Here is a 26,581-nt window from a genome sequence, read left to right as displayed (position 1 = left end):
GCTACTGGCCCTCCATATTCAGCGGGAAGTGACAGGCATAGAGGTGCGTTTTGCTGCCGGTCAGCCGGGGCGTCTCGATACATTTGCGCTGCGCATAGGGGCAGCGTGGCCCCAGACGACAGCCAATCGGCAGGCTCTCCAGCGACGGAATCGCGCCCGACAGCGTATTCAGGCGGCTCTTGTGCGGCAGGGCGCGACCAAAATCGGGCATTGCCCGAATCAGCGCCTGGGTATAGGGATGGTGCGGCGTGCTCATTAAATCTTCGCTCTGTGCGGTTTCCACCGTCTGGCCGCAGTACATCACATTAATGCGGTCAGCCCACTGGCTCATGGTGCGCAGGTCGTGGCTGATCAGCAGGATCGTGGTGTTATTATTCTGATTCAGGCGGCTCAGCAGGCGAAAAATCTGCGCCTGGGTGGTCGGCTCCATGGCGTTGGTCGGTTCATCGGCAATCAGCAGTCGCGGCTGGTTTGCCAGGGCAATGGCGATCATCACCTTCTGACACTCGCCTTCGGTCAGCTCATAGGGAAAGCTGCGCATAATATCTTTGTGATCTTTGATGCCGACGCGATGCAGCAGTTCGATGGCGCGGGTTTTACGCCAGAACCAGAAGCGTTTCAGCCAGGGACCTTTGTAGGTCCAGCGCGGAATAACCTGCATCAGCTGACGACCGATGCTCTCGGAGGGATCGAGACAGGATTGCGGCTCCTGAAAAATCATCGAGACGTTATGGCCGATGATGCGGCGGCGCTCGCGCGGCGTCAGGCGCAGCAGATCGACATCATCGAAGACCATGCGATCGGCGGTGACTCGCCAGTTATCATTGGTCACGCCGCAGATAGCCTTGGCGACCAGGCTTTTACCGGAGCCGGACTCGCCGACCAGCCCGCGGATCTCGCCTTCGCCCAGTGTCAGATTGACACGATCGACCGCCTTGACCGGCCCGTCAGCGGTCATAAATTCAATGGTCAGATTACGGATATCAAGTAACGGCATTTATTCCACTCCCGCTTCGACGGCGCGACGGATGCCGTCACCGAGCAGGTTGATAATTAACACGCTGATCATCAGCGCCACGCCGGGCAGCATCACGGTCCAGGGGGCGACGTAAATCAGCTCCAGCGAATCACCCAGCATCGCACCCCATTCCGGTGAGGGCAGTTGTGCGCCCAGGTCGAGAAATCCCAGCGCCGCGATATCGAGAATCGCCATCGACAGTGCACGGGTAATCTCGGTGATCAACATCGGCAAAATGTTCGGCATGATGGCGTAGCGCAGGATATTGCGCCCGCTCGCCCCATCAAGACGCGCTGCCACCACATACTCTTTTTCCAGCTCATCGTGTACGGCGCTGTAAATCTCGCGTACCAGACGTGGCATCAGCGCCAGCCAGACCGCCAGCAGCGCATGTTCCAGCCGTGGCCCAAGAAATGCCACCACGATGATCGCCAGCAACAGCGACGGGATCGAAAGCAGGGTATCCAGCACATGGTTCATCACCGCTGAGCGGATGCCGTGCGTCATACCCGCCAGCACGCCCAGCACCAGCGCGCCCAGGGTAGCGAAGATCGTGACCAGCATCGCGGAGCCGACCGTCGGGCCCGCGCCGCTCAACAGGCGGCTCAGGACATCACGGCCGAGATCGTCAGTCCCCAGAAAAAAGGAGACATCGCCGTAGCGGGACCAGGAGGGCGGCAGCAGCTGATAGCCCAGGAACTGCTGATCGATGCCGTAAGGCGCAATCAGGCCGCCAAAAAGGCAGAGCAGCAGCAGCGCGCCGAAGCCATACAGCCCGACCATCGAGATCGGTTTGCTGTAGAAGTGCTGCCAGCTCTGACGAAAGGCACTGGGCAGGCGTTTTTCGGCGTAGATATTATCGACGGGCATACCATTCCTTATGTTTCAGCGGATTCAGCGCCGCACCAATGACGTCAGAAATGACGTTGACCAGTATCACCAGCCCGCCGACTACCATCACACCGGCGGAGATCGCCGCATAATCCTGCTGACGAATCGCGTTGATCAGCCAGCGGCCGAGGCCAGGCCAGTTAAAGACCATCTCGGTGATCATCGCCAGTGTAATCATGGTCGAGAATTGCAGGCCCAGACGCGGGATCACCGGCGGCAGCGCATTGTGCAGCACATGGCGGCGGATCACCGTAAAGCGCGACAGACCGCGCGTGGCGGCCGCTTTAACATAGTTTTTATCCATTACGTCGCTGGTGCTGTTGCGCAGCAAGCGGATCACCTCCGTCGTCGGCGCCATCGCCAGCACCAGCACCGGCAGCACCAGGTGAGAGAGAGCGCTGACAATCATCTCGTGCCGCCACGGCGAAGGACTCAGCCAGGCGTCGATCAATGCAAAGCCCGAGATATTCTTCACCGGATAGAGCAAATCGTGGCGACCCGACACCGGCAGCCAGCCCAGAGTCAGCGAGAAGAAGAGCGTCAGCAGCAGCGCGAGCCAGAAAATCGGCGCAGAAAAGCCGAAAAGCGCCAGCGCACTGATGGTTTTATCCTGCCATTTATTGCGCATGACCCCGGCACAGATCCCCAGCGGGATCCCCACCAGCAGGGCAAACAGGAAGGCCAGGATGCATAACTCCATGGTCGCCGGGAAAACCTCACGCAGCTGCAGGCCAATCTCCTGTCCGTTGGTGCTGGAGACGCCGAAATCGAACTGCAGCATCCCTTTAAACCAGAACCACCAGGCGTCGGAGAGCGCCGCGCCTTCCAGCGGCGCATTGGGAGTGAAGTAGCTCAGGCTGAAGCTGACCAGCGACAGCAGAAACAGGGTAATGATCAGCAGCAGCAGACGCCGCAGAATATAGATAATCACTTACTTTTCCTTGTCGCTTTCACGATAAACCCCGGCAAAGGATGCGTTACCGAACGGACTCAGCACCAGCCCTTTAATATCATGCCGAAACGCCTGCAACCGTAACGAGGAGGCCAGCGGCAGCACCGGCAGCTCCTGCGCCAGAATCTGCTGTGCCTTGTCATAACTGTCGATGCGGCCAGCGAGCTGCTGGGATAACAGGGCATTCTGCAGCGTTTCATCGAAGGCGGGTGAGCACCAGTGGGCATAATTGGTCTGCGAACGAATTGCCGCACAGCTCAGCAGAGGCCGGAAGAAGCTGTCGGGGTCGTTGCTGTCCGTCGCCCAGCCCGAAAGCGTCAGATCGTGATTCATCGCCATCAGCTGCGCCTCCTGAAAACGGCCCTCTACCGGCACAATCGTCAGCCGGACACCCACCTGCGCCAGATCCGCCTGCAACAGTTCGGCGGTTTTCAGCGGGCTGGGATTCCAGGACTGGGAGGCGACCGGTACCACCAGCCGCAGATGCAAATCGCTGATCCCAAGCGAGGCCAGCGCCGCCCGGGACTTCGCCGGATCGTAGCTGGTGATGCGGGCATCGTTGTCGTAAGCCCAGGAGGCGCGCGGCAGGATAGAGGCCGCCGTTTCGGCGGTGCCGTAATAGATGGACTCCATCAGGCGTTCATTGTTGATCGCCAGCGCCAGCGCATGACGCACTTCCGGCCGGTCGAGCGGCGGTTTACGGGTATTAAAGGCCAGATAGGCGACGTTCATCCCGGGGCGCAGCGTCATCCGCAGACGGGGGTCGTCGCGCAGAATCGTCAGCTGGCTGGCCGCGGGATAGGCCAGCACGTCACATTCACCGGTTAACAATTTTGAGAGTCGTCCGGTGCCGCCCGAACCGAGATCGATCACCGCCTGTTGCAGGCGCGGCACGCCTTTCCAGTAGTGAGGATTCCGTGCCAGCCGGATGTACTGACCGGTGCGATATTCACTGAGCTGATAGGGACCGGTGCCGACCGGCTGCCGATCCAGCTCTTCCTGTCGTCCCTGCGCGGTAAGCTGATCGGCGTACTCTTTCGACAGCACGGGCGCATAGTGGGTCGCCATATGCCAGAGGAACGAGGCATCCGGGCTGTTCAGCCTGAACTCCACGGTCCGGTTGTCGATTTTTCTGACGCTCTGTACCGAATCCGCAAACTGCAGGCTGTCAAAGTAGGGGTAGTAGCCGCCATTGACGTTATGCCAGGGATGATGACGATCAAACATCCGGGCAAAGCTGAATACCACATCGTCGGCGTTGAGCGTGCGGGTCGGGCGGAACTGATTGGTCTGCTGAAACTGTACGCCGCTGCGCAGATGGAAGCGATAGGTCGCGCCGTTGTCGCGCACTTCCCATCCCGACGCCAGGTCGGGCTTGAGACGATAGGTATAGGGATCAACGTCCAGCAGCCGATCATAGAGCTGTGCTGCCAGCGTATCGACCGTCAGCCCGCTGCTGGCCATCTGCGGGTTAAAGGTGTTCAGCGTGCCGCTGACGCAATAGACAAAGCCGGTCTGGCGGATATCACCTGCCGGTGCCGACCACGCAGGGGCACTCAACGCACTGAGGCTCAGCAACAGCGAATACAGTAGTTTTGACATAGAACTCAACGATTTTGAGGCATTACGCAGAGTGTATCGCAAAGCGGGCGTTGTCCCAAAACCTGCGACGACTGCCAGCCTGATTTTCATCATCGTCGCGTAAAAAAGCACGCACAGAGGGTGTGGTAATGAGAAAAATTCTCAACTAAAGGTTTACAGATGATAATAAGAATGATTATTATTCATTGGCGATTCGACGGTGGCTCTGCCGGAGAAAAGCACGACATTGCTCACATTGCTTCCAGTATTGTTGCCCGCCCAATGGCGGGCTTTTTTTTGCTTTCAGCAGGGTATGCTCTCCCGTGCCCGGACAACGTCTTCTCCGGAGCCGCCACCCGTCATCTGGCCTCAAGGCTGCCAGAGAGGAAATGAGCAGCGGAGCCTGCCGATCAGATTTCGGCTTTGATATCGTGCTTTTTCATCATCGCGCGTAGCTGATGATAGGTAACGCCGAGTAAACCGGCGGCGCGGCGCTGGTTATAACGCGCCTGATGCAGGCTGGCTTCGACCAGATCGCGCTCCTGCTGATTCTGCCACTGCCGCAGATCCAGCGGCAGCGCGGGCAGGGCGCTGCTTTCAGCCGCCTGGCTGGCGGGCAGAAGCGCGACCGGCTCCTGCCGCGCCGCGAACGGGTTAATAATCACCTTATCCAGCGGCTGCTCGCTGCTGTTATGACGATAGACCGACCGCTCCACCACATTTTTCAGTTCGCGAACGTTACCCGGCCAGTGATAGTCGAGCAGCGCCTGCTGGGCGCGCGGCGTAAATCCCGGAAAGAGCAGCAGGCCAAGCTCGCGGCACATCTGGATAGCGAAATGCTCAGCCATCACCAGAATATCGCTGCGGCGCTCGCGCAGAGGCGGCAGCTGCACCACATCAAATGCCAGACGATCCAGCAGGTCGGCGCGGAATTTTCCTGCCGCGGCCAGGGCGGGCAAATCTTCATTGGTCGCGCAGACCAGCCGGACGTTTACCTGCAGGGAGTGGTTGCCGCCGACACGCTCCAGCTGCCCGTACTCAATTACCCTGAGCAGCTTTTCCTGCACCAGCATCGGCGCGGTTGCCAGCTCATCCAGAAACAGCGTGCCGCCGTCTGCACGCTCAAAACGCCCCAGATGGCGCTTCTGCGCGCCGGTAAAGGCGCCCGCCTCATGCCCGAAGAGTTCGGAGTCCAGCAGATTTTCATTCAGCGCGGCACAGTTCAGCGAGATAAACGGGCCCTGCCAGCGGTCAGAGAGATAGTGCAGGCGGCTGGCAATGAGCTCTTTACCCGTTCCGCGTTCACCCGTCACCAGCACCGGCTTCTCCAGCGGAGCCAGCTTAGAAACCTGCTCCAGTACTTCCAGAAAATTGTTCGACTCGCCCAGAAGATTATCGTTTGATCCTGTCATGATGAATTTCGCCACCCATTAATCATTTTGACTATCTTAGAGCAAGCTGAAAGGCCTGTAAAATTTCCAATTCATTGAATATCAGTGGCTTATAAAATTGGCACGCATCTTGTATGAACCATGCAGAGCAACAGAACTGTAAAACATCAAAAGAGGAACAGCATTATGGGTATTTTTTCTCGTTTCGCCGATATCGTGAACGCCAACATCAATTCCCTGCTGGAGCGCGCGGAAGATCCGCAGAAGCTGGTCCGGCTCATGATTCAGGAGATGGAAGACACCTTAGTCGAAGTGCGCTCCACCTCTGCACGGGCGCTGGCAGAAAAGAAACAGCTGTCACGCCGCATCGAACAGGCTGAGATTCAGCAGGCTGAATGGCAGGAAAAAGCGGAGCTGGCGCTGCGCAAAGATAAAGAAGATCTGGCCCGCTCTGCGCTGATTGAAAAACAGAAACTCACCGATCTTATCGCGTCACTGAAGCAGGAAGTGAGTCAGGTTGAAGAGACGCTGGAGCGTATGAAAGGCGAGATTGGTGAGCTGGAGAAAAAACTCAGCGAGACCCGTGCCCGTCAGCAGGCGCTGACCCTGCGTCACCAGGCCGCCTCCTCTTCCCGCGATGTCCGTCGTCAGCTGGACAGCGGTAAAATTGATGAAGCGATGGCGCGATTTGAGTCTTTCGAACGTCGCATCGATCATATGGAAGCGGAAGCGGAGAGCCACGGTTTTGGTAAGCCGAAAACGCTGGACCAGCAGTTCACTGACCTGAAAGCAGACGATGAGATCAGTCAGCAGCTCAACGCGCTGAAAGCCAGAATGAACCGCGGTGAGTAATTGTCGACGTTGCGATAGTGATTAAGGAGAGTCAATGAGCGCACTTTTTCTCGCCATACCCTTAACGATCTTTGTGCTGTTTGTTGCACCGATCTGGTTATGGCTGCATTACAGCAACAAGCGCAATGGCGGTTCGGAGCTGTCTCAAAGCGAAATCCAGCGTCTGCAGCGCGTCACTCAGGACGCGCAGCGGATGCGCGAACGGATTGATGCGCTGGAGGCCATTCTGGACGCCGAACATCCGAACTGGAGGCAGCCATGATCATGAAGGGCCGTAAGCTGTGGCGCAAACCTGCTGAAGGAAAACTGATGGGGGTCTGCGCAGGCCTGGCGGAGTATCTGGATATTCCGGTGCGTCTGCTGCGAGTCATCGTCGTGTTATCCCTGTTCTTTGGCCTGTTTCTTTTTACCGTCATTGCCTATTTTGTACTGGGGTTTGTGCTGGATGAGAAACCCGCCACTGTCACGGAGGAGGCGCGCCAGCCCAGCGCCAGCGAACTGCTGGACCAGCTGGAAAGCGCCCTGCAGCGTGATGAAGGCAGCGTGCGTGACATAGAACGCTATGTCACCTCTGAAACCTTCAGTGTGCGCAGCCGTTTCCGTCAGATCTGATACGCTGTTTCCGGGCCGCTTCCGGCCCGTATGCCAACCCGATGGAGGTGTTAATGTCCTATTCGCGATCCACTGCTTTTCGTCACCGCGCGACACCTGCATTGAAGTCGGCGGCTAAATTTATCATTATCAATGCGGTGACTTATGGTCCGGCTGGGGTGACCGGCTGGGCAGTGAAATCGGTAGCGCGACGCCCGTTACGTCTGCTGCTGGCGGTGGCGCTGGAGCCACTGCTGAAGCGCGTCATGAACCGCATGGCGTCGCGCTTCATCAGGGAGAAAGATGAAAAGACTGCAAACTGAATTGATGGCGTTGATGAACCGTGGCGTCGATCGCCATCTGCGTCTGGCCGTAACCGGGCTAAGCCGCAGCGGAAAAACGGCATTCATCACCTCACTGGTTAATCAGCTTTTAACGGTACACAGCGGCGCACGTTTGCCGCTGTTTTCCGTGGTGCGGGATGAGCGTCTGTTAGGGGTAAAGCGGGTGCCGCAGCGCGACATGGGCACGGCGCGCTTTACCTACGACGAAGGACTGGCCCAGCTTTACAGCCAGCCGCCCGCCTGGCCCACGCCGACCCGCGGCGTTAGCGAAATGCGGCTGGCGCTGCGCTACCGTCCGGGTGATTCGCTGCTGCGCCACCTGAAAGAGACCGCAACGCTCTATCTGGAGATCGTCGACTACCCCGGCGAATGGCTGCTGGATCTGCCGATGCTGGCGCAGGATTACCTCGCCTGGTCGCGGCAGATGAACGGGCTGCTGCATGGCGATCGCGCGGCGTGGGCAAAGCCCTGGCGCGCGCTGTGTGAAAAGTTCGATCCGCTGGCACCCGCCGATGAGACGCTGCTGGCAGAGATCGCTGCCGCCTGGACCGACTATCTGCACCGCTGTAAATCCGAAGGCCTGCACTTTATTCAGCCTGGCCGCTTCGTGCTGCCCGGCGATATGGCGGGGGCGCCTGCGCTGCAGTTTTTCCCGCTGCCCGTGCTGGATGAGACACAACTCGCGAGGCTGACCCAGGCTGACAAGGGCAGCAATTTCAGCATGCTCCAGCAGCGGTTTAACTACTACTGTCAGCATGTGGTGAAAGGCTTTTATAAAAATCATTTCCTCCGCTTCGATCGCCAGATCGTGCTGGTCGACTGCCTCCAACCGCTCAACAGCGGACCTCAGGCGTTTAACGATATGCGGCTGGCGCTGACCCAGCTGATGCAGAGCTTTCATTACGGGCAGCGCACGCTGTTCCGCCGTCTGTTTTCACCGGTGATCGACCGACTGCTGTTTGCGGCCACCAAGGCGGATCACATTACCAGCGATCAGCATGGCAACATGGTCTCGCTGCTGCAGCAGCTGGTGCAGGATGCCTGGCAGAACGCCGCATTCGAAGGCATCAGCATGGATTGTATCGGTCTGGCGTCGGTGCAGGCGACGCAGAGCGGGCTGGTCGATCACCGGGGTGAGAAAATCCCGGCCCTGCGCGGCCACCGGCTGGCGGATGGCGAACCGCTGACCGTCTACCCCGGCGAAGTGCCGCCGCGCCTGCCGGGGCACGCTTTCTGGCAGCAGCAGGGTTTTCAGTTTGAACAGTTCCGGCCGCAGCAGCTCGATGTCGATCGTCCGCTGCCGCATATCCGCATGGATGCCGCGCTGGAATTTTTGTTGGGAGACAAATTACGATGAGTGAACCGCTGAAGCCGCGTATCGACTTTGCCCGCCCGCTGGATGAGAGCACGCACACGCCGCTGCGTCCGGCACAGAGTTTTGACCCGGAAGCGCAGGCGGCGTTTCTGGCGGTACCGGATGACGACGTGGCCGTTGAAGAGGAGGGCGCGGGTGAACGGGCGGTGGAAGCGGCGCTGAAACCCCGCCGCAGCCTGTGGCGCAAACTGGTTACCGCAGGCGCGCTGCTGTTTGGTGTCAGCGTGGTTGCGCAGGGCGTGCAGTGGACACATGACGCCTGGCTCGCCCGCGACTGGTTTTCACTCGGCAGCGGCGTCGCGGGCGGCCTGGTCGTGCTGGCGGGTGCCGGCGCGCTGACCGCCGAATGGCGTCGACTCTGGCAGCTGCGTCAGCGTGCGGAAGAGCGGGATGTGGGCCGTGAGCTGCTGCAGAGCCACGGCATCGGTAAAGGCCGCGCATTCTGCGAAAAGCTGGCACGGCAGGCGGAGCTGGATCAGGCGCATCCGGCGCTGCAGCGCTGGCACGCCTCGCTGCATGAAACCCACAACGACAGTGAAATTGTCCGGTTATATGCGCAGCTGGTCCAGCCGGTGCTGGATCGCCAGGCGCGGCGTGAAATCAGTCGTCATGCGGCCGAAGCCACGCTGATGATTGCGGTCAGTCCGCTGGCGCTGGTGGATATGGCCTTTATCGCCTGGCGCAACCTGCGGCTGGTGAATCGTATCGCGGCGATATACGGGATTGAGCTGGGCTACTTCAGCCGCATCCGGCTGTTCCGGCTGGTGCTGATCAATATGGCGTTTGCCGGTGCATCAGAGCTGGTCAGAGAGGTAGGGATGGACTGGATGTCACAGGATATTGCCGCCCGGCTGTCGACCCGTGCCGCGCAGGGCATCGGCGCGGGACTGCTGACGGCGCGGCTGGGCATCAAAGCGATGGAACTCTGCCGTCCTTTACCCTGGCTGGAGCAGGATAAACCGCGACTCGGCGATTTTCGCCGCGAGCTGCTGGGCCAGATGAAAGAGGCGTTGCAGAAGGGCGGCAATAAGTCCGCCTGACGTGCAGAGAACAGACTAAAGGCGGCCTGGCCGCCTTTAGTCATTACTGTGGCTGGCGAAGCACCTGCCGCGAATCGATAGTGAGACAGGTTCCCGGACAGGCTGCTTCATCGGTGATCACCGGATCCGCTGGCAGCGTAAAGGCCATCCCGTTTTTCTCCCGGATAAAGTGCGCCATTCCCTTAAGGATTTACTCTTCTGACTGCACATGCATCCGCCTCCGTACAAAAGCGCGCCAACCGCGCCTGTACTGTCAACTTTTCCTGACAGATCCCTTTCTGCGGGCGTGGGAGTTAGCGTATTATTCTCCTATCTGAACCTGATTAAGGCGAACGCAATGCGTCTGGAAGTGTTCTGTCAGGACCGTATCGGTCTGACGCGCGAACTGCTCGATCTGCTGGTGGCACGCAACATCGATTTACGTGGAATAGAAATCACGGCGCTGGGGCGGATCTACCTCAATTTTGCTGCACTGGAATTCGACGCCTTCAGTAACCTGATGGCGGAGATCAGGCGTACACCTGGCGTAACAGATGTGCGCACCGTAACGTACATGCCCTCTGAACGCGAACATCGTGCGCTCACGGCGCTGCTGGTAGCAATGCCGGATCCGGTCTTCTCTGTCGATCTGAAAAGTAAGGTTGAGCTGGCTAACCCGGCCGCACTGAACCTGTTTAACCTCGATGAAGAGAAGATGCGCAACGTCAGTGCGGGTAATCTGATCAACGGGTTTAACTTCATGCGCTGGCTGGAGAGCGACCGGGTTGAAGCGCAGGCGCAGCATGTCGTCATTGAAGGCCGCGATTTTCTGATGGAAGCCCGGCCGATTTACCTGCCGGGCGAAGAGGGCCAGGGCGACAGGCCGGTAGGGGCGATGGTGATGCTGAAGTCAACAGCCCGCATGGGGCGTCAGCTGCAGAATCTGGTGGTCACTGACGAATCGGAGTTTGACCATATCATTGCGGTTACGCCGAAGATGCGACAGGTAGTCGATCAGGCGCGCAAACTGGCGATGCTGGACGCGCCCCTGCTGATCGTCGGTGACACCGGCACCGGCAAAGATATGCTGGCTCGCGCCTGTCATCTGCGCAGCGCCCGCGGGAAAAACCCTTTCCTGGCACTGAACTGCGCCTCGCTGCCCGACGACGTCGCGGAAAGCGAACTGTTTGGTCATGCCGCTGGCGCCTATCCGAACGCGCTGGAAGGAAAGAAAGGCTTTTTTGAGCAGGCTAATGGCGGTTCCGTCCTGCTGGATGAGATCGGGGAGATGTCGCCGAGAATGCAGACCAAGCTGCTGCGTTTCCTTAACGATGGCACCTTCCGGCGCGTCGGCGAAGAGCATGAAGTGCATGTTAATGTGCGGGTCATCTGCGCCACGCAGAAGAACCTCATCGAGCTGGTGCAGCGCGGGGAGTTTCGTGAAGATCTCTTTTACCGGCTTAACGTGCTGACGCTGCAACTGCCGCCTCTGCGCGATCGTCCTCAGGATATCCTGCCGCTGACCGAGATGTTCGTTGCCCGTTTTGCCGATGAGCAGGGGATGGCGCGCCCGCGTCTCTCTCCGCAGCTCAACGCGTTTCTGACCCGCTATGCCTGGCCGGGCAACGTGCGTCAGTTAAAGAACGCTCTCTATCGCGCGCTGACCCAGCTTGAAGGCTATGAGCTGCGGCCGCAGGATATCGTCCTGCCTGAACAGGCGCTGGATGTATCGCTGGGCGATGAGGCGCTGGAGGGCACGCTGGACCAGATTACCAGCCGCTTTGAACGTTCGATCCTGACGCGGCTCTACCTCTCCTATCCCAGCACGCGCAAACTGGCGAAACGGCTTGGCGTGTCCCACACCGCTATCGCGAATAAGCTGCGGGAATATGGTCTGGGGCAGAAACGCACGGAAAACGAATAAGAGAGGAGAGGGATTGCCAGCAGAGTCAGGCTTATCTGGCTCAGGGGCAGGACGCACCGCATCCCGATAATGCCCGATTGCTGGGGTGCGTCATCGGGCTGGCAGGATTAAAAACGTCCCCGGCATGTTCTCCGGGAACGTTTTTCTCTTCAGACCCTGCACAGGGCACGTTACGTTCTCTGTCTCTGGCTGGCGAAACCCGAATCAGGGAACGGTCAGCCATCCGAATCGCTGATTACTTCAGTGCGGCCAGCGCAGCGTCATAATCTGGTTCGGTCGTAATTTCGTTAACCAGCTGGCTGTAGAGCACCTTATCGTTCTCATCCAGCACAATCACCGCCCGCGCGGTCAGACCTTCCAGCGCACCGTCAGCAATTTCCACGCCATAATCATATTTGAACTCTGAACCGCGCAGCGTCGACAGCGTTACCACGTTGCTCAGGTTCTCTGCGCCACAGAAACGTGACTGGGCAAAGGGCAGATCCGCAGAGATGCACAGCACCACGGTGTTGTTCAGTTCGCTGGCGGCCTGGTTGAATTTGCGGACCGATGAGGCGCAGACGCCGGTATCCACGCTCGGGAAAATGTTCAGAATTTTGCGTTTTCCTGCATACTCAGAGAGCGCGACGTTAACCAGGTTCTTTGCCACCAGCGTAAAGGCTTTGGCTTTATCGCCAGCCTGAGGAAACTGACCCGCAACCGGTACCGCGTTACCCTGAAAATGAACAGTCTGAGACATAGTGATTCCTTTTGATGAAAAAAAGATCTGACACAAAACCGTGAAAGATAGCCGTTGTTTATGACATAAATGTTAAGGGTTTACGAGTTCAATTGTGGAATTTAACGTGGCGGTCTGTCACCCATTGTGGAGTGGAAATGAGAACGGTAAAAAGTTATCCCGAAGCCTGGCCGTTACATACGCCGTTTGTCATCGCTCGCGGAACCCGGACTGAAGTAAAAGTGGTGGTGGTGGAAATTGAGGAAGATGGCGTCAAAGGCGTCGGTGAAGCGACACCCTACGCACGTTATGGCGAAAGCGAGGCCTCGGTGCTGGCGCAGATTGCCGCGATCCTGCCTGCACTGCAACAGGGGATGACGCGTGAGGCGTTGCAGCAGGCGCTGCCTGCCGGCGCGGCGCGCAACGCCATTGACAGTGCGCTGTGGGATCTCGCCGCGCATCAGCAGAACAGCAGCCTCTGGCAGCTGAGCGGTGTGAATGCGCCAGCGGATGTGGTGACGGCACAGACCGTCAGCATTGATACACCCGAAGCGATGGCCAGCAGCGCCCTGGCGCTCTGGCAGCATGGCGCGACGTTGCTGAAGATTAAGCTGGATAATAATTTTATCACCGAGCGCCTGATGGCCATCCGCGCCGCCGTGCCGGAGGCGACGCTGATCGTGGATGCCAACGAATCCTGGCACGCTGAAGGGCTGGCCGCGCGCTGTCAGCTGCTGGCGGACATCAATGTGGCAATGCTGGAGCAGCCTCTGCCCGCCGGTGAAGAAGCAGCCCTGGAGAACTTCATCCATCCGCTGCCCATTTGTGCCGACGAGAGCTGTCACACCCGCAGCAGCCTGGCGGCGCTGCAGGGTCGCTACGAGATGGTCAATATCAAACTGGATAAAGCGGGCGGCCTGACGGAGGCGCTGGCGCTGGCGGAGGACGCACAGCAGCAGGGCTTTGCGGTCATGCTCGGCTGTATGCTCTGCACCTCGCGGGCCATCCGCGCCGCACTGCCGCTGGTGCCACAGACGCGCTTCGCCGATCTCGACGGTCCGACCTGGCTGGCGGTGGATGCCGAACCGGCGATTAAAGTGCGCAACGGGCAGCTGATTATTTCTGCCAGCGCAACAGGTTAACCATCATCTTCAGATAGACCTCGGTGGCTTCATCGACCGACACGACCGGCATTTCAGCGGTCACGCAGGGCAGGCTGAGATCGTTGCACCAGCTGCCGAATGAGCCGGGCGTGTCATAGCCGACACTGCTGACGCGGGGAAGGCCGGTGTGGCTGGCCAGCCAGCCCCCAATCGCCACCTGATGCGGATCGTCAACACAGCCCAGCGGTTCGTGCCAGGAGACGATCCAGCGCGGTTTCAGCTGATGAATCAGGGCGCAGAGCGCCTGGGTTTCCGGCTCGGAAGCCGGATGGGTGCCGGTGGAGAGCGCCACGTCGCGCGCATCGGCAGCACTGTTCCAGCGATAGACGGTGTCGCCTGACTGCCAGTTCGCCGCCGGAAAGTTGCGGTTGAGATCGACGCCATTGGCGTTGGCGCGCAGCCCGAGCTGACAGCCATCCGGATTAACCGCCAGCACCACATGGTGCCGTCGCATGCCCTCGGGCAGCGTCCGTAACGCGGCGGAGAGGGTCGCAATGGCCGCATTCTCATCACCGTGAGTACCGGCCAGAATCAGACCACTGTCGGCATCCCCCAGCGGGGCCGGAAACCACAGCAGCGGGGCACCCAGAACCGAACGGCCATACTGCTGATACGAAACGTCCAGTTTGCCGCGCAGCGGACGCGGATGGAGTGGCGACATAGTGATTTCCTCAAAGGGTTTTATTAAAAGTAGCGGAAAAGCGGGATGCGGAAAATAGCTATTTATCGATCAGCCATTTGCGTTAAAGTGCCCTGCACAAGCTGCATCGGCATCAGGCTGATGCAGCGCTTCTTTGGGTAAAGGAGTGATCATGGTCAAGACCTTCCGCATGACGCTGGCAGCCATCAGCCTGAGCAGCCTCATCACACCCGCCATCGCGGCGAATCCCCCCGCTGGCGCGCCACTTGCTGAACAGCAGCAGATTGTCCGCCATATCAAAGATGAACCGGCGTCGCTCGATCCGCTTAAAGCCGTGGGACTGCCCGAAATCCAGGTGATCCGCGACCTGTTTGAGGGGCTGACTAACCAGGATGCGCAGGGCAAAATTGTGCCGGGCGTGGCGCAGAGCTGGAGCAGCAGCGATAATAAAACCTGGATTTTCACGCTGCGGAATAACGCACGCTGGTCAAATGGCGATCCGGTGACCGCCCGAGATTTCGTCTACAGCTGGCAGCGTCTGGTCGATCCTAAAAACAGTTCGGCCTTTGCCTGGTTTGCCGGATTAAGCGGGATTGAGAACGCCGCGGCGATTACCAAAGGCGAGATGACGCCCGATAAGCTGGGCGTGGTGGCGCTGGATAACAGCCGCCTGAAGGTGACGCTGGATCGGCCGGTGCCCTGGTTCCCGGCGCTGGTGGCCAATGTTGCGCTGTTTCCGGTGCCTGAGAAGGTTATTACGCAGCAGGGCGACAGCTGGACAGCGCCTGGTAAACTGGTCGGCAACGGCGCTTACCAGCTCAGCGAGCGCGTCGTGAACGAAAAGATCGTCCTCACGCGCAATCCTCACTACTGGGACGATGCGCACTCGGTGCTGACAAAGGTCACGTTCGTTCCGATCAACGAGGAGTCGAGCGCCACCAAACGCTACCGCGCCAATGATATCGATATCACTGAATCCTTCCCCAAAGAGATGTATGGGCTGCTGAAGAAAACTCTGCCGGGCGAGGTCTATACGCCCGACCAGCTGGGCACCTACTACTATGCGTTTAATACGCAGAAGGGGCCGACGGCCGATGTACGGGTGCGCAAGGCGCTCTCTTGGTCTATCGACCGGAAGATTATCGCTGAAAAGGTGCTGGGCACCGGTGAAAAACCGGCCTGGCACTTTACCCCTGACGTGACGGCGGGCTTTAAGCCGCTGCCATCCTTCCTGCAGCAGCACGATCAGAACAGCCTGAACGCGCAGGCCAGAGCACTGCTGGCCGCCGCTGGCTATGGCCCCGGCAAGCCGCTGAAACTTAAACTGCTTTATAACACCTCTGAAAGTCATCAGAAGATTGCGATTGCCGTCGCTTCGATGTGGAAAAAGAACCTTGGGGTGGATGTCACGCTGGAAAATCAGGAGTGGAAAACCTACATTGACAGCCGCAACAGCGGGAACTTCGATGTTATCCGTGCCTCCTGGATTGGCGATTACAACGAGCCTTCGACCTTCCTGAATCTGCTGACCGCAGGAAACAGCAGCAACATCTCGCGCTTCAGCAATCGTGATTACGATGCCGTGCTGGCCAAAGCCAGCCGCGAAACCAGTGACGAGGCACGCAACAGCGATTACAACCGTGCCGAACAGATCCTGGCTGACCAGGCACCCATCGCCCCCATCTATCAGTACACCAATGGCCGTCTGATTAAACCCTGGGTCAAAGGCTACCCCATCACTAACCCCGAAGATGTTGCCTACAGCCGTGAACTGTGGATTGAGAAGCATTAAATCAAGAGGCAGATGGCCGTTTTACCGGCCATCTGCTGACATCTTTCTAAACAGCGCGGCAATTGCAACTCAACGGCGTGACGCTAGACTGTATCGTATTGATTTTAGTAGTGAGGCGAAGGTGTGGACGTAATTGAAGGAAAAGCGTTGCAGGTGTCGGATGCCATAATTTCCTGCCAGCTGGATGGTAAGGGCGGGATGATCCCGATCGCGGAAGATGAGGTGATCCAGTGTGAGCAGCCCTGCTGGCTGCATCTGAATTACACCCACCGCAAAAGCGCAGAGTGGCTGCAGTCGACGCCGCAAATCCCGGATACGGTGCGCGATGCGTTAGCGGGCGACAGCATGCGCCCCCGTGTCAGCCGGCTGGGCGACGGTTTTATGATCGTGCTGCGCAGCGTCAATCACAACAGCGATGCGCGTCGCGATCAACTGGTGGTGATGCGGGTCTTTATCAACGACAAGCTCATCGTCTCCACCCGGCGGCGTAAAGTCACTGCGGTCGATGAAGTGCTGACGGATCTGCAGAACGGCAACGGCCCGATTGACTGCGGCAGCTGGCTGGTGGATGTCTGTGATGCCCTGACCGATCACACCAGCGAATTTATCGAAGAGCTGCATGACAAAATCATTGAGCTGGAAGATGCGCTGCTGGACCAGCGGATGCCGGCACGGGGCGAACTCGGCCTGCTGCGCAAACAACTGATTGTGATGCGTCGCTATATGGCGCCGCAGCGGGATGTCTATGCCCGGCTGGCCAGCGAAAAGCTTGGCTGGATGGATGACAGCGAACGCCGCCGGATGCAGGAGATCGCCGATCGTCTGGGGCGCGGGCTGGATGACCTGGATGCGGGCGTCGCGCGCACTGCGATCCTGGCCGATGAGGTCGCCTCAGCAATGGCGGAGTCGATGAATCGCCGCACCTATACGATGTCACTGATGGCGATGATTTTTCTTCCTGCAACCTTCCTGACGGGGTTGTTTGGCGTCAACCTGGGCGGGATCCCCGGCGGCAACTGGCACTATGGCTTTCCGCTCTTCTGTCTGCTGCTGGTAGCGCTGGCACTGGGCGTGGCAGGCTATCTGCGTAAACGGCGCTGGCTGTAGCCGGGCAGGGGGACACGGCGGAAAATCGCGTCATCCGGCCGGAAAACCGGATTAAAAAGGCAAAAGCTGATCGATATCAAGAACCCGATGCGGCACCTGACGCAAACTCTCTTCCGCAGGTGAATGCAACGTCAAGCGATGGGCGTTGCGCTCCATATTGTCATACTTATATTTTTAGAATTATTGCATAGCACAATTAATTCGAAACATGCCGGCCAGTGCGCCGGCTTTTTTTTTATCCGCCTGGCCCCGATGGCGTTTCTTACCTAAGCTTAAACTCCATTCGCAAGAAAAGGAGTACGGCATGAGCGCGATTTTTAACAGCGAGCCGATCCCGACGGATCCCACCCCGATTCCTGACCCGATTCCACATCCCCAGCCGCAACCCGATCCGCCGGGTGACCCGGAGTTTCCACCGATCATGGATCCGCCGCCACACCGCAATATATAAAAAAAGGGCGTGCTTCCGGAGCACGCCCTTAACCTGTCTGGTGCTTATTTTATCTGGAGCACATCCAGACGTGCGCTGATATCCGGTGCATCCTCATCAACTTCGCGCCAGCCTGCAGGCTGAGACGGCAGGGTTTCGCGGTCAAACGCCAGGTCGCCACCATCCACGACCGCATCACCATGTTTAATGCCTTTAAAATCGAACAGGCCGAAATCGGCCAGATGCGAGGGCACCACGTTCTGCATCGCGCTGAACATGGTTTCAATACGGCCGGGATAGCGCTTGTCCCAGTCACGCAGCATATCGGCCACGACCTGACGCTGCAGGTTCGGCTGAGAACCGCAAAGGTTGCAGGGGATAATCGGGAACTGACGCGCTTCCGAGAAGCGGATGATATCTTTTTCGCGGCAGTAGGCCAGCGGACGGATCACAATCTGCTTGCCGTCGTCGCTCATCAGTTTTGGCGGCATGCCTTTCATCTTCCCGCCATAGAACATGTTCAGGAACAGGGTCTGCAGGATATCATCGCGATGATGGCCGAGTGCGATTTTGGTGCAGCCCAGCTCTGTTGCCACGCGATAGAGGATGCCACGACGCAGGCGCGAACAGAGTGAACAGGTCGTTTTTCCTTCCGGGATCTTCTCTTTAACGATGGAGTAGGTATCTTCTTCGATAATCCGGTACTCAACCCCCTGCGCTTCAAGATACTGCGGCAGGATATGCTCCGGGAAGCCTGGCTGCTTCTGGTCGAGGTTTACCGCAATCAAGCTGAAGCTGACCGGCGCGCTCTTTTGCAGACTGCGCAGAATTTCCAGCATGGTGTAGCTGTCTTTGCCGCCCGACAGGCAGACCATGATGCGGTCGCCTTCTTCAATCATATTAAAATCAGCAATCGCTTCGCCGACATGACGACGCAGACGTTTCTGCAGCTTGTTAAGGTTGTACTGTTCTTTCTTGTCAACCGTTTGATTATCTTGCATTTTTACCTATCTCTGAATCCAGAAAGCACAGCGGAAGGGCAGATTATGGCGCGCCTTCAGCCAGACACTTCACTGCGGTGTCACGAATATGCAGCGTATGGTACGGATTGTTGCCGCGAATGCCAGTACCGGAGTAAAGATTCAGCGGAAAAGGGCGAAGTCTCAGGGCAGGGCTGGCAGGGAGGAGCACCCGATGAGATACGCGCCGCTCTCCAGAATCAGCGTCGTAAAGGGCAGGCTGAAGCAGCCGTACGACGCCTCAGCTGGCGGGCACATTCAGCCACTGACAATCGATTTCATCATTCTGAGTTGAACAGGAGGGGGGTGAGCTCTGAAAGGCATGATCACGCGCGCGATCAATTTTTGCGGCGCAACCCGCAAGCATAAAAATAGCCGCGACGGTTAACAGAAATTTCATCACAAAAAATCCGGTAAATAAAAATAGCATGCACCGCGTTTAATCAATCCCGGATAAACGGCGTCCGGTTTCTGTTTCTGATAATCTGATCCCCGTCAAATTAATTCACTTTCGCCCTGCGGGATATTAAAAAAAGAGTCGCCCCGGGTTTTTAGGGGATCCGTCTGAAAGTGGGGCGCTGTTGAATATGCGTTAATCCGAAAGGTTTATAATAAAGATCGCTTTGCAGAAACCGGGAAATTTCTTCACGTCTGCCAGTTCGCGACACGCGTATCCGCCTGTGACGGCGCAACGGGAGCGGGTGAGGGTTTCGTTAATTTAAACAGCGTATTGTAAATAAATGCCAGGCAGGCGTTAAGCTGAAACGGCGTGCATTGCGTATCGCACATTTCGGCAATACAGCCTGCCAGGGAAGCCGTTAAATAATCGGCTATCAAGGTAAATTAAATTTTAAGGTCTATGAGATATCCCTGTAACATTCAAAAAATAAAAAAGTACGGCATCCGATTTATTACGATGCTCATTCTCTTTTTACTCTGCTATGTTGCGGTGATGCATTATGCTGTGTTGTTGCTGGTCAACCGTCACGGCTTACTCCATTTTCTGCTGCACTGAATGTGAAACGATTAGCCGCAGGCTTTAAATATCCAGCGATAGGCGTGATGCAGAAAATGCCGGAGCATCTCCAGAAATCCCTCTGCACCCTCCTCAGCCAGACACTGTCCGGTCTCCAGCGCATTATTCACAGCGTTGCGATGATCGAGAATCATCATGATGGCGACCACGCCTGCAATCAGGGCAATGACGAGCACGCTTATCAGCGTCAGGCCTTTTTTATGCGTGGCAGCGGAGAGGGCAACCTCAGGTTGGTCAGAATGTTGGCGCATATTTCCCCGTTGAAATAGTAACGTTAAAAAACCATCGCGGATTATGGCATTGATTATCGGCAGGCTCTATGTCTCAGGTCAGGCTGATGACACATCTGGCGGTAAAAAAAGATTTACAGGAAAAGCGGGCGGTTGCAGTAACCGCCCGCTGTCACGTTCAGGAGTCAGACTGTGAGGCGTGGGGCAAAAATGGGATCACATCATCTCCAGCGACTGAACGCCTTTGATCTCCATGATCTTGTCATACAGATGTACATCGTTAGATCGACGGGAAAGCGTTACCTGAACGCTCAGTTCACACAGGCCGCTCTCCGCATCGCGGTTAATCACCGTGACATTGTTGTAGCGAATGCCTTCCCGCTGCATAACCAGCAGCACCAGCGGCACACTTTTGGGCTTCAGAAACACCAGCAGGGTATGGTGTTTGCCGATCAGCAGATGGCTCAGGCGGCGGAAGGCCTCCAGCACCAGCAGCGCCAGCACTGTGCCATAAATGCCGATCTCATACATGCCGCTTCCGATCACCAGACCGATGGCGGCGGTGACCCATAAACCCGCCGCGGTGGTTAATCCTTTCACCACCTGCTTCTGAATCATGATGGTGCCAGCACCCAGGAACCCCATGCCGCTGACTACCTGAGCGGCGATACGGCTGGGATCCAGCGCGACGTGGTCGCTGGTCAGCATGTCAGCGAAGCCATATTTTGACACCAGCATAAACATCGCACTGCCAATACCGACCAGAATATGGGTTCGCAGGCCCGCTTCCTTGGCGCGCATCTGACGTTCAAGGCCGATCAGACCGCCGAGAATGCCGGCCAGCGCAATGCGAATAAGCATATCCATCAACATGGCTTTACTCCGAAATGATAAAGGCCGAAAAAGAGTGACAGTTCAGTCATAGCAGGTAAACAAGATAATTCTGCTTGCAAATGACGCTGGAGAATTTTGTAAAAAGCTGTTTCACCTCTCGACCCCTTGTACTGCCTGACATATGCTGAGCCAGCCTTTAACCCCTATTCCCGGAGTCCGACTGATGAAAGCAGCCACCTTTTTGCTGGCCGGTGCCGCATTATTACTTTCTGCCTGCAGCAGCCACAGCGATGATAATGAGCCACCGCAACAAGCCACCGCCGCCCATATCCAGCCACGGGTAGTGATGTCTTCCCTGGCAGAAAGCAACTGTGCCAATGCAGGTGGAACCCTGGCGTTTTCACATCAGCTGGATGGTTCGCGCGTGGGGATGTGTCAGTTAGTGAATGGTCGCCGCTGTGATGAACAGGCGCTGATTGGCGGGAACTGCGCGCGCTGATAAACAGGCCGGATTGCACCGGCCCGCTTACTCAGGCAGAGACCCGGTTCGGACACGCTTCGCCGCGGTCGAGCTGGCTGAGATTATTCAGTGTGGTTTCAGAAATGGCGGTCAGTGCTTCGGCAGTTAAAAACGCCTGATGGCCGGTAAATAGCACGTTATGACACGCCGACAGACGGCGGAAGACATCGTCCTGAATCACATCGTTCGACTTATCTTCAAAGAACAGATCGCGCTCATTCTCATAGACATCCATGCCGAGCGCACCAATCTTCTGCTTTTTCAGGGCGTCAATCGCCGCCTGGGAATCAATCAGGCCGCCCCGGCTGGTGTTGATAATCATCACGCCATCGCGCATCTGATTAAACGCCTCCGCGTTGAGCAGATGATGATTTTCCGGCGTCATCGGGCAGTGCAGCGTGATAACGTGAGACTCGGCAAACAGCGTCTTCAGATCGACATATTCTGCACCCAGTTCCCGCGCCTGCTGGCTGGGATAAGGGTCAAACGCCAGCAGCCGCATACCAAACCCTTTCAGAATGCGCATCGTCGCCACCCCGATTTTTCCGGTCCCGATCACGCCCGCGGTTTTCTGATACATGTTAAAACCGGTCAGACCGTCGAGGGAGAAGTTCGCATCACGGGTGCGCTGATAGGCGCGATGGATGCGGCGATTCAGGGTCATCATCAGGCCGATGGTGTGTTCCGCGACCGCTTCCGGTGAGTAGGCGGGCACCCGTACCACCTCCAGGCCCAGCTCTTCAGCCGCAGCCAGATCCACATTGTTGAAACCGGCGCAGCGCAGCGCGATAGCTTTTACCCCCAGCCCGGCCAGCTCTTCCAGCACCGGACGACTGCCATCATCATTGACAAAAATACAGACGGCATCGCAACCCACTGCGGTTTTCGCCGTGTTCTCCGTGAGTAAAAAATCAAAAAAGAGCAGTTCAAAACCAAACTGCTGATTAACCTGCTCAAGGTATTTCTGATCGTAATGTTTAGTGCTGTAAACCGCGATCTTCATGGTTGTGCTCCTGCAGAGTGATAAACCAAGGATAACGTTTTCTGGCTGACTTTGCTGAAAGAGCTGACCGGTGTCTGGCGCAGACCTTCACCTCTGGCAGATTACATGCCATCATTCCTGTCAGGATACTGTAAGGAAAAGGATTATGGCTTTCATGCCACGGATTTTCCGGCGACGGCTGGCGGCGATTCTGGCGCTGATTTTGCTGCTGCTCGGCCTGATGCTGACTGTGACTCAATGGCTGCCGCGACTGGCCGGTATCTGGCTGCCCGCTGAGACCCGTATTGAGCTTGCTGGCGCACCACGCTGGCGCGACGGCGGCCTGTGGCTGCCGCAGATCCGCTATCTGGCGGCGGACTGTTCACTGGCCACCGTCAACGCAGTGTCACTGGGCTGGCATCAGTCGCGCTGGAAACTCAACGCGGCAGAACTGACGCTGGACAGCGCCTGCCTGCAGAAACTGCCTGCCAGTGAGCCAGACGCAGCCGCCCCCAGAACCCTGGCCGAATGGCAGGCGATGCTGCCCGGCGCCGATGTGCATCTGGGTAAAGTGGTCGTTGCTCCGTGGCAGACCTATGCGGGCTCCCTGGACCTGACGCTGGAAAAAGATCGCCAGCAGCTGACGTACCAGGGAGAGAATCTGCAGCTGGCGGCAACCCTGACCGGCCAGCAGCTGGCTGTCACGCGTTTGCGGTTTACCCATCCCGCACTGCCTGAGCCGATGACTCTCAGGGGGAATCTGCAGCTGCCTGCTTTCGCCACAGACCTGCCGGTGCAGGGCGAGGTCGCAGGGCAGCTCGCCCTGGCAGCACTGCCGCATCCTCTGCAGCTCACGCTTAACTGGCAGCAGCAGCAGGGTGAACTGCGTGTGGCGATGGCGGAACAGGAGAAACCGCTGCTCCGTTTACCGTGGCAGATAAGCCGCGATCAGATTCAGATTGAGCAGGGCGAATATGTCTGGCCGCTGGAGGCGCAGCCGCTCTCCGGGTTCGTTAACCTGACGCTGAATAACTGGCAGGCGGGCCTGGAGGGCAGCCAGATCACGGGGCGGATCAATCTGCTGACCCGGGGACGTGGCGGCAAGGGCAACGTCGTACTCGGCGTGGGGCCGGGTAATCTCAGCCTGACGGACAGCAACCTGCCGTTTCAGATCACGGGCGAAAGCAAACTGGCCGCCCTGCAACTCTACGGATCGGTACCGGGCCGGCTCAGCGGCTCCCTGCTTGACCCTCAGCTGGTGCTGCAGCCCAAATCGCTGCTGCGCCTGAAGGGCAGGATCCTGTCCACGCTGGAGGTGGATGAGGCGCGCTGGCCGCTGGCGGGCGTGCGGCTCTCGTCGCAGGGGATCGATGGCCGCCTGCAGGCGATCCTCACCGCGCACGACGCCAGTTTTGGCCGTTTCCGGCTCCATCTTGATGGCCGCGCCACCGACTTCTGGCCCGATAAAGGCGAATGGAACTGGCGCTACTGGGGCGGCGGCGAGATGCTGCCCCTGCAGGCGCGCTGGGACGTGAAAGGCACCGGTGGCTGGCACGATACGCTGATCCATCTGGACACGCTCTCCACCGGCTTTAACCAGCTTGCCTACGGCAGTGTCAACGTGGCCTCTCCGCGTCTGACGCTTACGGAACCGGTTAACTGGCAGCGCGATGTAACGCAGCCCTCGTTTCAAGGGCACTTCCGCCTGCAGGCGGGCGAAACCCGTTTCAGCTATGGCGGCCGCCTGGCCGCGTCCACGCTCGATTTTGAGGCTAAAGGCCGCGACCCCGGCTATTTTCTCTGGCGGGGCGAGTTAAAGGCCGGTCGTGTGGGGCCGCTGCGCGTCAATGGCCGCTGGGATGGTGAGCGGCTGCGCGGTCAGGCCTGGTGGCCGACCCAGTCGCTGACGGTCTTTCAGCCGCTGCTCAGCCCCGACATGAAAATGCAGATACAGGATGGCAGCTTACAGGCGCAGGTGGCGTTTTCGGCCGCGCCGGATCAGGGATTCGAGGCCGGAGGCCACTGGCGAGTCAGACAGGGCAGCGTCTGGACGCCCGACAGTCAGGTTAACGGCATCGACTTCTCGCTGCCGTTCCGCTTCAGGGCCGATCACTGGCAGTTCGGCCAGCATGGCCCGGTGTCGCTGCGGATCGCGGAGATTAAAAACCAGTTCGCGATGCAGAATATTCGCGCCGACCTGCAGGGTAACTGGCCGTGGTCTGAAGCGGCACCGCTGACGCTGCAGAATGTCAGCCTCGATCTGCTGGGCGGCCAGATTACGCTGCCCGCGCTGCGGATGCCGCAACATGAACCCGCCCGGGTGTCGCTGCGTAACATCAGCCTGAGCAGGCTGGTGACGGCGCTGAAGCCCAAACAGTTTGCCATGTCGGGCAACGTCAACGGCGAACTGCCGTTATGGCTGAACAACCCACGCTGGCTGATCGAGAAAGGGTGGATTGCCAACAGTGGCGCGCTGACCTTCCGGCTGGACAAGGATATGGCGGATGCCATTACCCGCAATAACGTGGCGACCGGCGCTGCGCTGGACTGGCTGCGTTATATGGAGATCTCCCGCAGCTGGGCCACAATCAATCTGGATAACCTCGGCGACCTCTCAATGGAGGCGCAGGTGCAGGGCGTCAGCCGCTTCAGCAACCGTCGTCAGACGGTCAATCTTAACTATCATCACCAGGAAAATCTCTTTCAGCTCTGGCGCAGCCTGCGCTTCGGCGATAATTTGCAATCCTGGCTTGAGCAACATGCGACGTTGCCGTCGAACAAGGACACTTCACCATGAGCCTGAAGGCACTACTGGTAATGGCAGCCGGACTGCTGAGCATCGGCTGTGTGCCGCGCATTGAAGTCTCGGCACCCAAAGAGCCCATCACCATCAACATGAACGTCAGAATTGAGCACGAGATCCATATCAAAGTCGATAAGGATGTCGAAGCGTTACTGAAAAACCAGAGCGGTCTGTTTTGAGGAGAGGAACGATGAAACGCATAAGCGTGGCGCTTTTACTCGCCCTGACGATGGCGCAGCCCGCCTGGGCGCTGACGCTGGATCAGGCGCGGAAATCGGGCCGGGTGGGGGAAACGCTCTCCGGCTATCTGGCCGCGCGGGCGCAGGATCCTGAAACCCTGGCGCTGGTGCAGCGCATCAATGCCGGACGTCAGCAGCAGTACCAGCGTCTGGCGGATCAGAATCGTCTCTCTGTGGCGGATGTGGCGAGTATCGCCGGGCAAAAGCTGGTGAGCCGCGCGGGCGCGGGCGAATATGTCCGCGGCATCAACGGCCAGTGGCTGAGAAAAGAGACGGACAGCGACATCTCGCCATAAAAAAACCGGGCGCGTGGCCCGGTTCTTTTCGGTGTCATCCTGAGATGAGACGCCGTTATGCCGTCACGATCTGCGCGATAGCGTCTTTGGCTTCTGCGGTCGCTTTGCTGGCCACTTCCGGACCGTATGCGATGCCTTCAGCAAACACGAACTCGACGTCGGTGATGCCGATAAAGCCCAGGAACAGCTTCACGTAAGGGGTCAGCAGGTCTGACGGGGTATCTTTGTGGATGCCGCCACGGCTGGAGATCACAACCGCCTTTTTGCCTTTAACCAGGCCTTCCGGGCCAGCTTCGGTGTAGCGGAAGGTCACGCCAGCACGGGCGATCAGGTCAAAGTAGTTTTTCAGCTGCGTCGGGATATTGAAGTTGTACATTGGCGCGGCAATCACCACTTCATCATGCGCCTGCAGTTCCGCAATCAGTTCATCAGAGAGGTTCAGCGCGTCCTGCTGGCGGGGGGAGAGCGGCGTATCGGAAGGACGCATCGCACCCACTAACTCGCCATCCAGAACCGGAATCGGGTTAGCGGCCAGGTCGCGTACGGTCACTTCTTTACCCTGCGCCTTAGCCTGTTCAACATAGAAGTCAGCAAGCTGGCTTGACTGTGAGTAACCTGCAAGGATGCTTGATTTCAGAACTAAAACTTTGCTCATGGTAATTTCCTGTCTGTTACGCGGAAGGGTTCCCGCTCAATGGGTTACACTCTACGGTTATCAATGGTGCGGTGAAAGCGCAATATTTCGAGACCTATGTTCGAATTTATTGAATAAGCGTACCCGTGGTCAGACGCCGGAACGGTTCAGAATGTGCTATGATTCGCGCAATTATTTTA

27 protein-coding genes are annotated in these 26,581 nt (G+C 58.0%); 15 read left to right on the top strand and 12 right to left on the bottom strand.

Features of this window, described 5'->3' with window-relative positions; all coding sequences use genetic code 11:
- Nucleotide 1 precedes the first annotated feature (1 nt).
- The 5 genes from sapD to pspF all read right to left on the bottom strand — a co-directional run bounded on the left by sapD (nucleotide 2) and on the right by pspF (nucleotide 5,854).
- Nucleotides 2-997 carry a putrescine export ABC transporter ATP-binding protein SapD gene (sapD, locus tag AB1748_RS11545; protein WP_111139474.1) on the bottom strand — a complete coding sequence of 332 codons (996 nt, stop codon included), beginning with the start codon at nucleotides 995-997 and terminating at the stop codon, nucleotides 2-4.
- Nucleotides 998-1,888 carry a putrescine export ABC transporter permease SapC gene (sapC, locus tag AB1748_RS11540; protein ID WP_111139475.1) on the bottom strand — a complete coding sequence of 297 codons (891 nt, stop codon included), beginning with the start codon at nucleotides 1,886-1,888 and terminating at the stop codon, nucleotides 998-1,000.
- Nucleotides 1,875-2,840, bottom strand: a complete 966-nt coding sequence (gene sapB / locus AB1748_RS11535) for a putrescine export ABC transporter permease SapB (RefSeq protein ID WP_111139476.1) — start codon at nucleotides 2,838-2,840, stop codon at nucleotides 1,875-1,877. The genes sapC and sapB overlap by 14 nt, the downstream gene beginning before the upstream one ends.
- Entirely contained in the window at nucleotides 2,841-4,463 is a 1,623-nt protein-coding gene (sapA, locus tag AB1748_RS11530) for an ABC transporter substrate-binding protein SapA (protein WP_111139477.1), read from the bottom strand.
- Between the two features lie 389 nt (nucleotides 4,464-4,852).
- The gene (gene pspF / locus AB1748_RS11525; RefSeq protein WP_111139479.1) at nucleotides 4,853-5,854 is read right to left on the bottom strand and encodes a phage shock protein operon transcriptional activator; all 1,002 of its coding nucleotides are present in this window, start codon (nucleotides 5,852-5,854) and stop codon (nucleotides 4,853-4,855) included.
- 165 nt (nucleotides 5,855-6,019) lie between these two features.
- Here pspF and pspA point away from each other — a divergent pair, with 165 nt between their 5' ends.
- From pspA to tyrR, 7 genes are all read left to right on the top strand, one after another.
- Entirely contained in the window at nucleotides 6,020-6,685 is a 666-nt protein-coding gene (pspA, locus tag AB1748_RS11520) for a phage shock protein PspA (RefSeq protein WP_293770223.1), read from the top strand.
- Nucleotides 6,686-6,719: 34 nt separating this feature from the next.
- On the top strand, nucleotides 6,720-6,947 hold the full coding sequence (pspB, locus tag AB1748_RS11515) for an envelope stress response membrane protein PspB (RefSeq protein WP_013357982.1): 228 nt from the start codon (nucleotides 6,720-6,722) through the stop codon (nucleotides 6,945-6,947).
- A complete protein-coding gene (gene pspC, locus AB1748_RS11510) occupies nucleotides 6,947-7,297 on the top strand; it encodes an envelope stress response membrane protein PspC (protein WP_111139511.1) in 351 nt (116 codons plus the stop codon). The genes pspB and pspC overlap by 1 nt, the downstream gene beginning before the upstream one ends.
- 53 nt (nucleotides 7,298-7,350) lie before the next feature.
- Entirely contained in the window at nucleotides 7,351-7,599 is a 249-nt protein-coding gene (gene pspD / locus AB1748_RS11505; RefSeq protein ID WP_293770218.1) for a phage shock protein PspD, read from the top strand.
- Nucleotides 7,580-8,977, top strand: a complete 1,398-nt coding sequence (locus AB1748_RS11500; RefSeq protein WP_367395517.1) for a YcjX family protein — start codon at nucleotides 7,580-7,582, stop codon at nucleotides 8,975-8,977. Before pspD ends, AB1748_RS11500 begins: the two co-directional genes overlap by 20 nt.
- On the top strand, nucleotides 8,974-10,035 hold the full coding sequence (locus AB1748_RS11495) for a YcjF family protein (protein WP_111139483.1): 1,062 nt from the start codon (nucleotides 8,974-8,976) through the stop codon (nucleotides 10,033-10,035). Before AB1748_RS11500 ends, AB1748_RS11495 begins: the two co-directional genes overlap by 4 nt.
- Before the next feature lie 337 nt (nucleotides 10,036-10,372).
- Nucleotides 10,373-11,938, top strand: a complete 1,566-nt coding sequence (gene tyrR, locus AB1748_RS11490) for a transcriptional regulator TyrR (protein WP_293770213.1) — start codon at nucleotides 10,373-10,375, stop codon at nucleotides 11,936-11,938.
- A gap of 235 nt (nucleotides 11,939-12,173) precedes the next feature.
- Here the strand turns inward: tyrR and tpx are convergent, their stop codons facing one another.
- Nucleotides 12,174-12,677 (bottom strand): thiol peroxidase, encoded by a 504-nt coding sequence (gene tpx / locus AB1748_RS11485; protein ID WP_111139485.1) that lies wholly within the window; start codon nucleotides 12,675-12,677, stop codon nucleotides 12,174-12,176.
- Between the two features lie 137 nt (nucleotides 12,678-12,814).
- On the opposite strand from tpx, the gene ycjG reads away from it, so the two are divergent.
- The gene (gene ycjG / locus AB1748_RS11480) at nucleotides 12,815-13,798 is read left to right on the top strand and encodes an L-Ala-D/L-Glu epimerase (RefSeq protein WP_367395516.1); all 984 of its coding nucleotides are present in this window, start codon (nucleotides 12,815-12,817) and stop codon (nucleotides 13,796-13,798) included.
- Here the strand turns inward: ycjG and mpaA are convergent.
- Nucleotides 13,773-14,480 carry a murein tripeptide amidase MpaA gene (gene mpaA / locus AB1748_RS11475; RefSeq protein ID WP_367395515.1) on the bottom strand — a complete coding sequence of 236 codons (708 nt, stop codon included), beginning with the start codon at nucleotides 14,478-14,480 and terminating at the stop codon, nucleotides 13,773-13,775. The two genes, ycjG and mpaA, sit on opposite strands and share 26 nt — an antisense overlap.
- 151 nt (nucleotides 14,481-14,631) lie before the next feature.
- On the opposite strand from mpaA, the gene AB1748_RS11470 reads away from it, so the two are divergent.
- The 3 genes from AB1748_RS11470 (at nucleotide 14,632) to AB1748_RS11460 (ending at nucleotide 17,809) form a co-directional block, all read left to right on the top strand.
- Entirely contained in the window at nucleotides 14,632-16,251 is a 1,620-nt protein-coding gene (locus tag AB1748_RS11470; RefSeq protein ID WP_367395514.1) for an ABC transporter substrate-binding protein, read from the top strand.
- Between the two features lie 123 nt (nucleotides 16,252-16,374).
- Nucleotides 16,375-17,358 carry a zinc transporter ZntB gene (gene zntB, locus AB1748_RS11465; protein WP_111139489.1) on the top strand — a complete coding sequence of 328 codons (984 nt, stop codon included), beginning with the start codon at nucleotides 16,375-16,377 and terminating at the stop codon, nucleotides 17,356-17,358.
- Nucleotides 17,359-17,662: 304 nt separating this feature from the next.
- On the top strand, nucleotides 17,663-17,809 hold the full coding sequence (locus tag AB1748_RS11460) for a hypothetical protein (RefSeq protein WP_167498275.1): 147 nt from the start codon (nucleotides 17,663-17,665) through the stop codon (nucleotides 17,807-17,809).
- A 44-nt stretch (nucleotides 17,810-17,853) separates the two neighbouring features.
- Here AB1748_RS11460 and ttcA read toward each other — a convergent pair whose 3' ends face one another.
- From ttcA to AB1748_RS11445, 3 genes are all read right to left on the bottom strand, one after another.
- Nucleotides 17,854-18,789: a tRNA 2-thiocytidine(32) synthetase TtcA gene (ttcA, locus tag AB1748_RS11455; protein ID WP_111139490.1), complete on the bottom strand. Its 936-nt coding sequence runs from the start codon at nucleotides 18,787-18,789 to the stop codon at nucleotides 17,854-17,856.
- Nucleotides 18,790-19,833: 1,044 nt separating this feature from the next.
- Nucleotides 19,834-20,094, bottom strand: a complete 261-nt coding sequence (locus AB1748_RS11450) for a hypothetical protein (protein WP_293770197.1) — start codon at nucleotides 20,092-20,094, stop codon at nucleotides 19,834-19,836.
- A gap of 195 nt (nucleotides 20,095-20,289) precedes the next feature.
- On the bottom strand, nucleotides 20,290-20,946 hold the full coding sequence (locus AB1748_RS11445) for an MgtC/SapB family protein (RefSeq protein WP_111139492.1): 657 nt from the start codon (nucleotides 20,944-20,946) through the stop codon (nucleotides 20,290-20,292).
- A 184-nt stretch (nucleotides 20,947-21,130) separates the two neighbouring features.
- Between AB1748_RS11445 and AB1748_RS11440 the strand changes: the two genes are divergently transcribed.
- On the top strand, nucleotides 21,131-21,406 hold the full coding sequence (locus AB1748_RS11440; protein WP_111139493.1) for a DUF333 domain-containing protein: 276 nt from the start codon (nucleotides 21,131-21,133) through the stop codon (nucleotides 21,404-21,406).
- A gap of 31 nt (nucleotides 21,407-21,437) precedes the next feature.
- Here AB1748_RS11440 and AB1748_RS11435 read toward each other — a convergent pair whose 3' ends face one another.
- Nucleotides 21,438-22,430, bottom strand: coding sequence for a 2-hydroxyacid dehydrogenase (locus tag AB1748_RS11435; RefSeq protein WP_111139494.1), 993 nt, complete (start codon nucleotides 22,428-22,430; stop codon nucleotides 21,438-21,440).
- A 145-nt stretch (nucleotides 22,431-22,575) separates the two neighbouring features.
- Between AB1748_RS11435 and AB1748_RS11430 the strand changes: the two genes are divergently transcribed.
- Genes AB1748_RS11430 through AB1748_RS11420 form a run of 3 tightly spaced genes read left to right on the top strand, consistent with a single transcriptional unit; the run spans nucleotide 22,576 to nucleotide 25,747 of the window.
- Nucleotides 22,576-25,206 carry a YdbH family protein gene (locus tag AB1748_RS11430; RefSeq protein ID WP_367395513.1) on the top strand — a complete coding sequence of 877 codons (2,631 nt, stop codon included), beginning with the start codon at nucleotides 22,576-22,578 and terminating at the stop codon, nucleotides 25,204-25,206.
- Nucleotides 25,203-25,391: a YnbE family lipoprotein gene (locus AB1748_RS11425; RefSeq protein WP_111139496.1), complete on the top strand. Its 189-nt coding sequence runs from the start codon at nucleotides 25,203-25,205 to the stop codon at nucleotides 25,389-25,391. The genes AB1748_RS11430 and AB1748_RS11425 overlap by 4 nt, the downstream gene beginning before the upstream one ends.
- Before the next feature lie 11 nt (nucleotides 25,392-25,402).
- Nucleotides 25,403-25,747, top strand: coding sequence for a YdbL family protein (locus AB1748_RS11420; protein WP_111139497.1), 345 nt, complete (start codon nucleotides 25,403-25,405; stop codon nucleotides 25,745-25,747).
- A gap of 55 nt (nucleotides 25,748-25,802) precedes the next feature.
- On the opposite strand, the gene azoR is transcribed toward AB1748_RS11420, so the two are convergent.
- Nucleotides 25,803-26,402 (bottom strand): FMN-dependent NADH-azoreductase, encoded by a 600-nt coding sequence (gene azoR / locus AB1748_RS11415; protein ID WP_293770184.1) that lies wholly within the window; start codon nucleotides 26,400-26,402, stop codon nucleotides 25,803-25,805.
- Between the last annotated feature and the right edge of the window lie 179 nt (nucleotides 26,403-26,581).

Origin of the sequence: Pantoea sp. Ep11b, assembly GCF_040783975.1 — a bacterium.
Taxonomy (GTDB): Bacteria; Pseudomonadota; Gammaproteobacteria; order Enterobacterales; family Enterobacteriaceae; genus Pantoea.
Note: the sequence above shows the minus strand (reverse complement) of the source record. Positions and strands in the feature narration are given on the sequence as shown.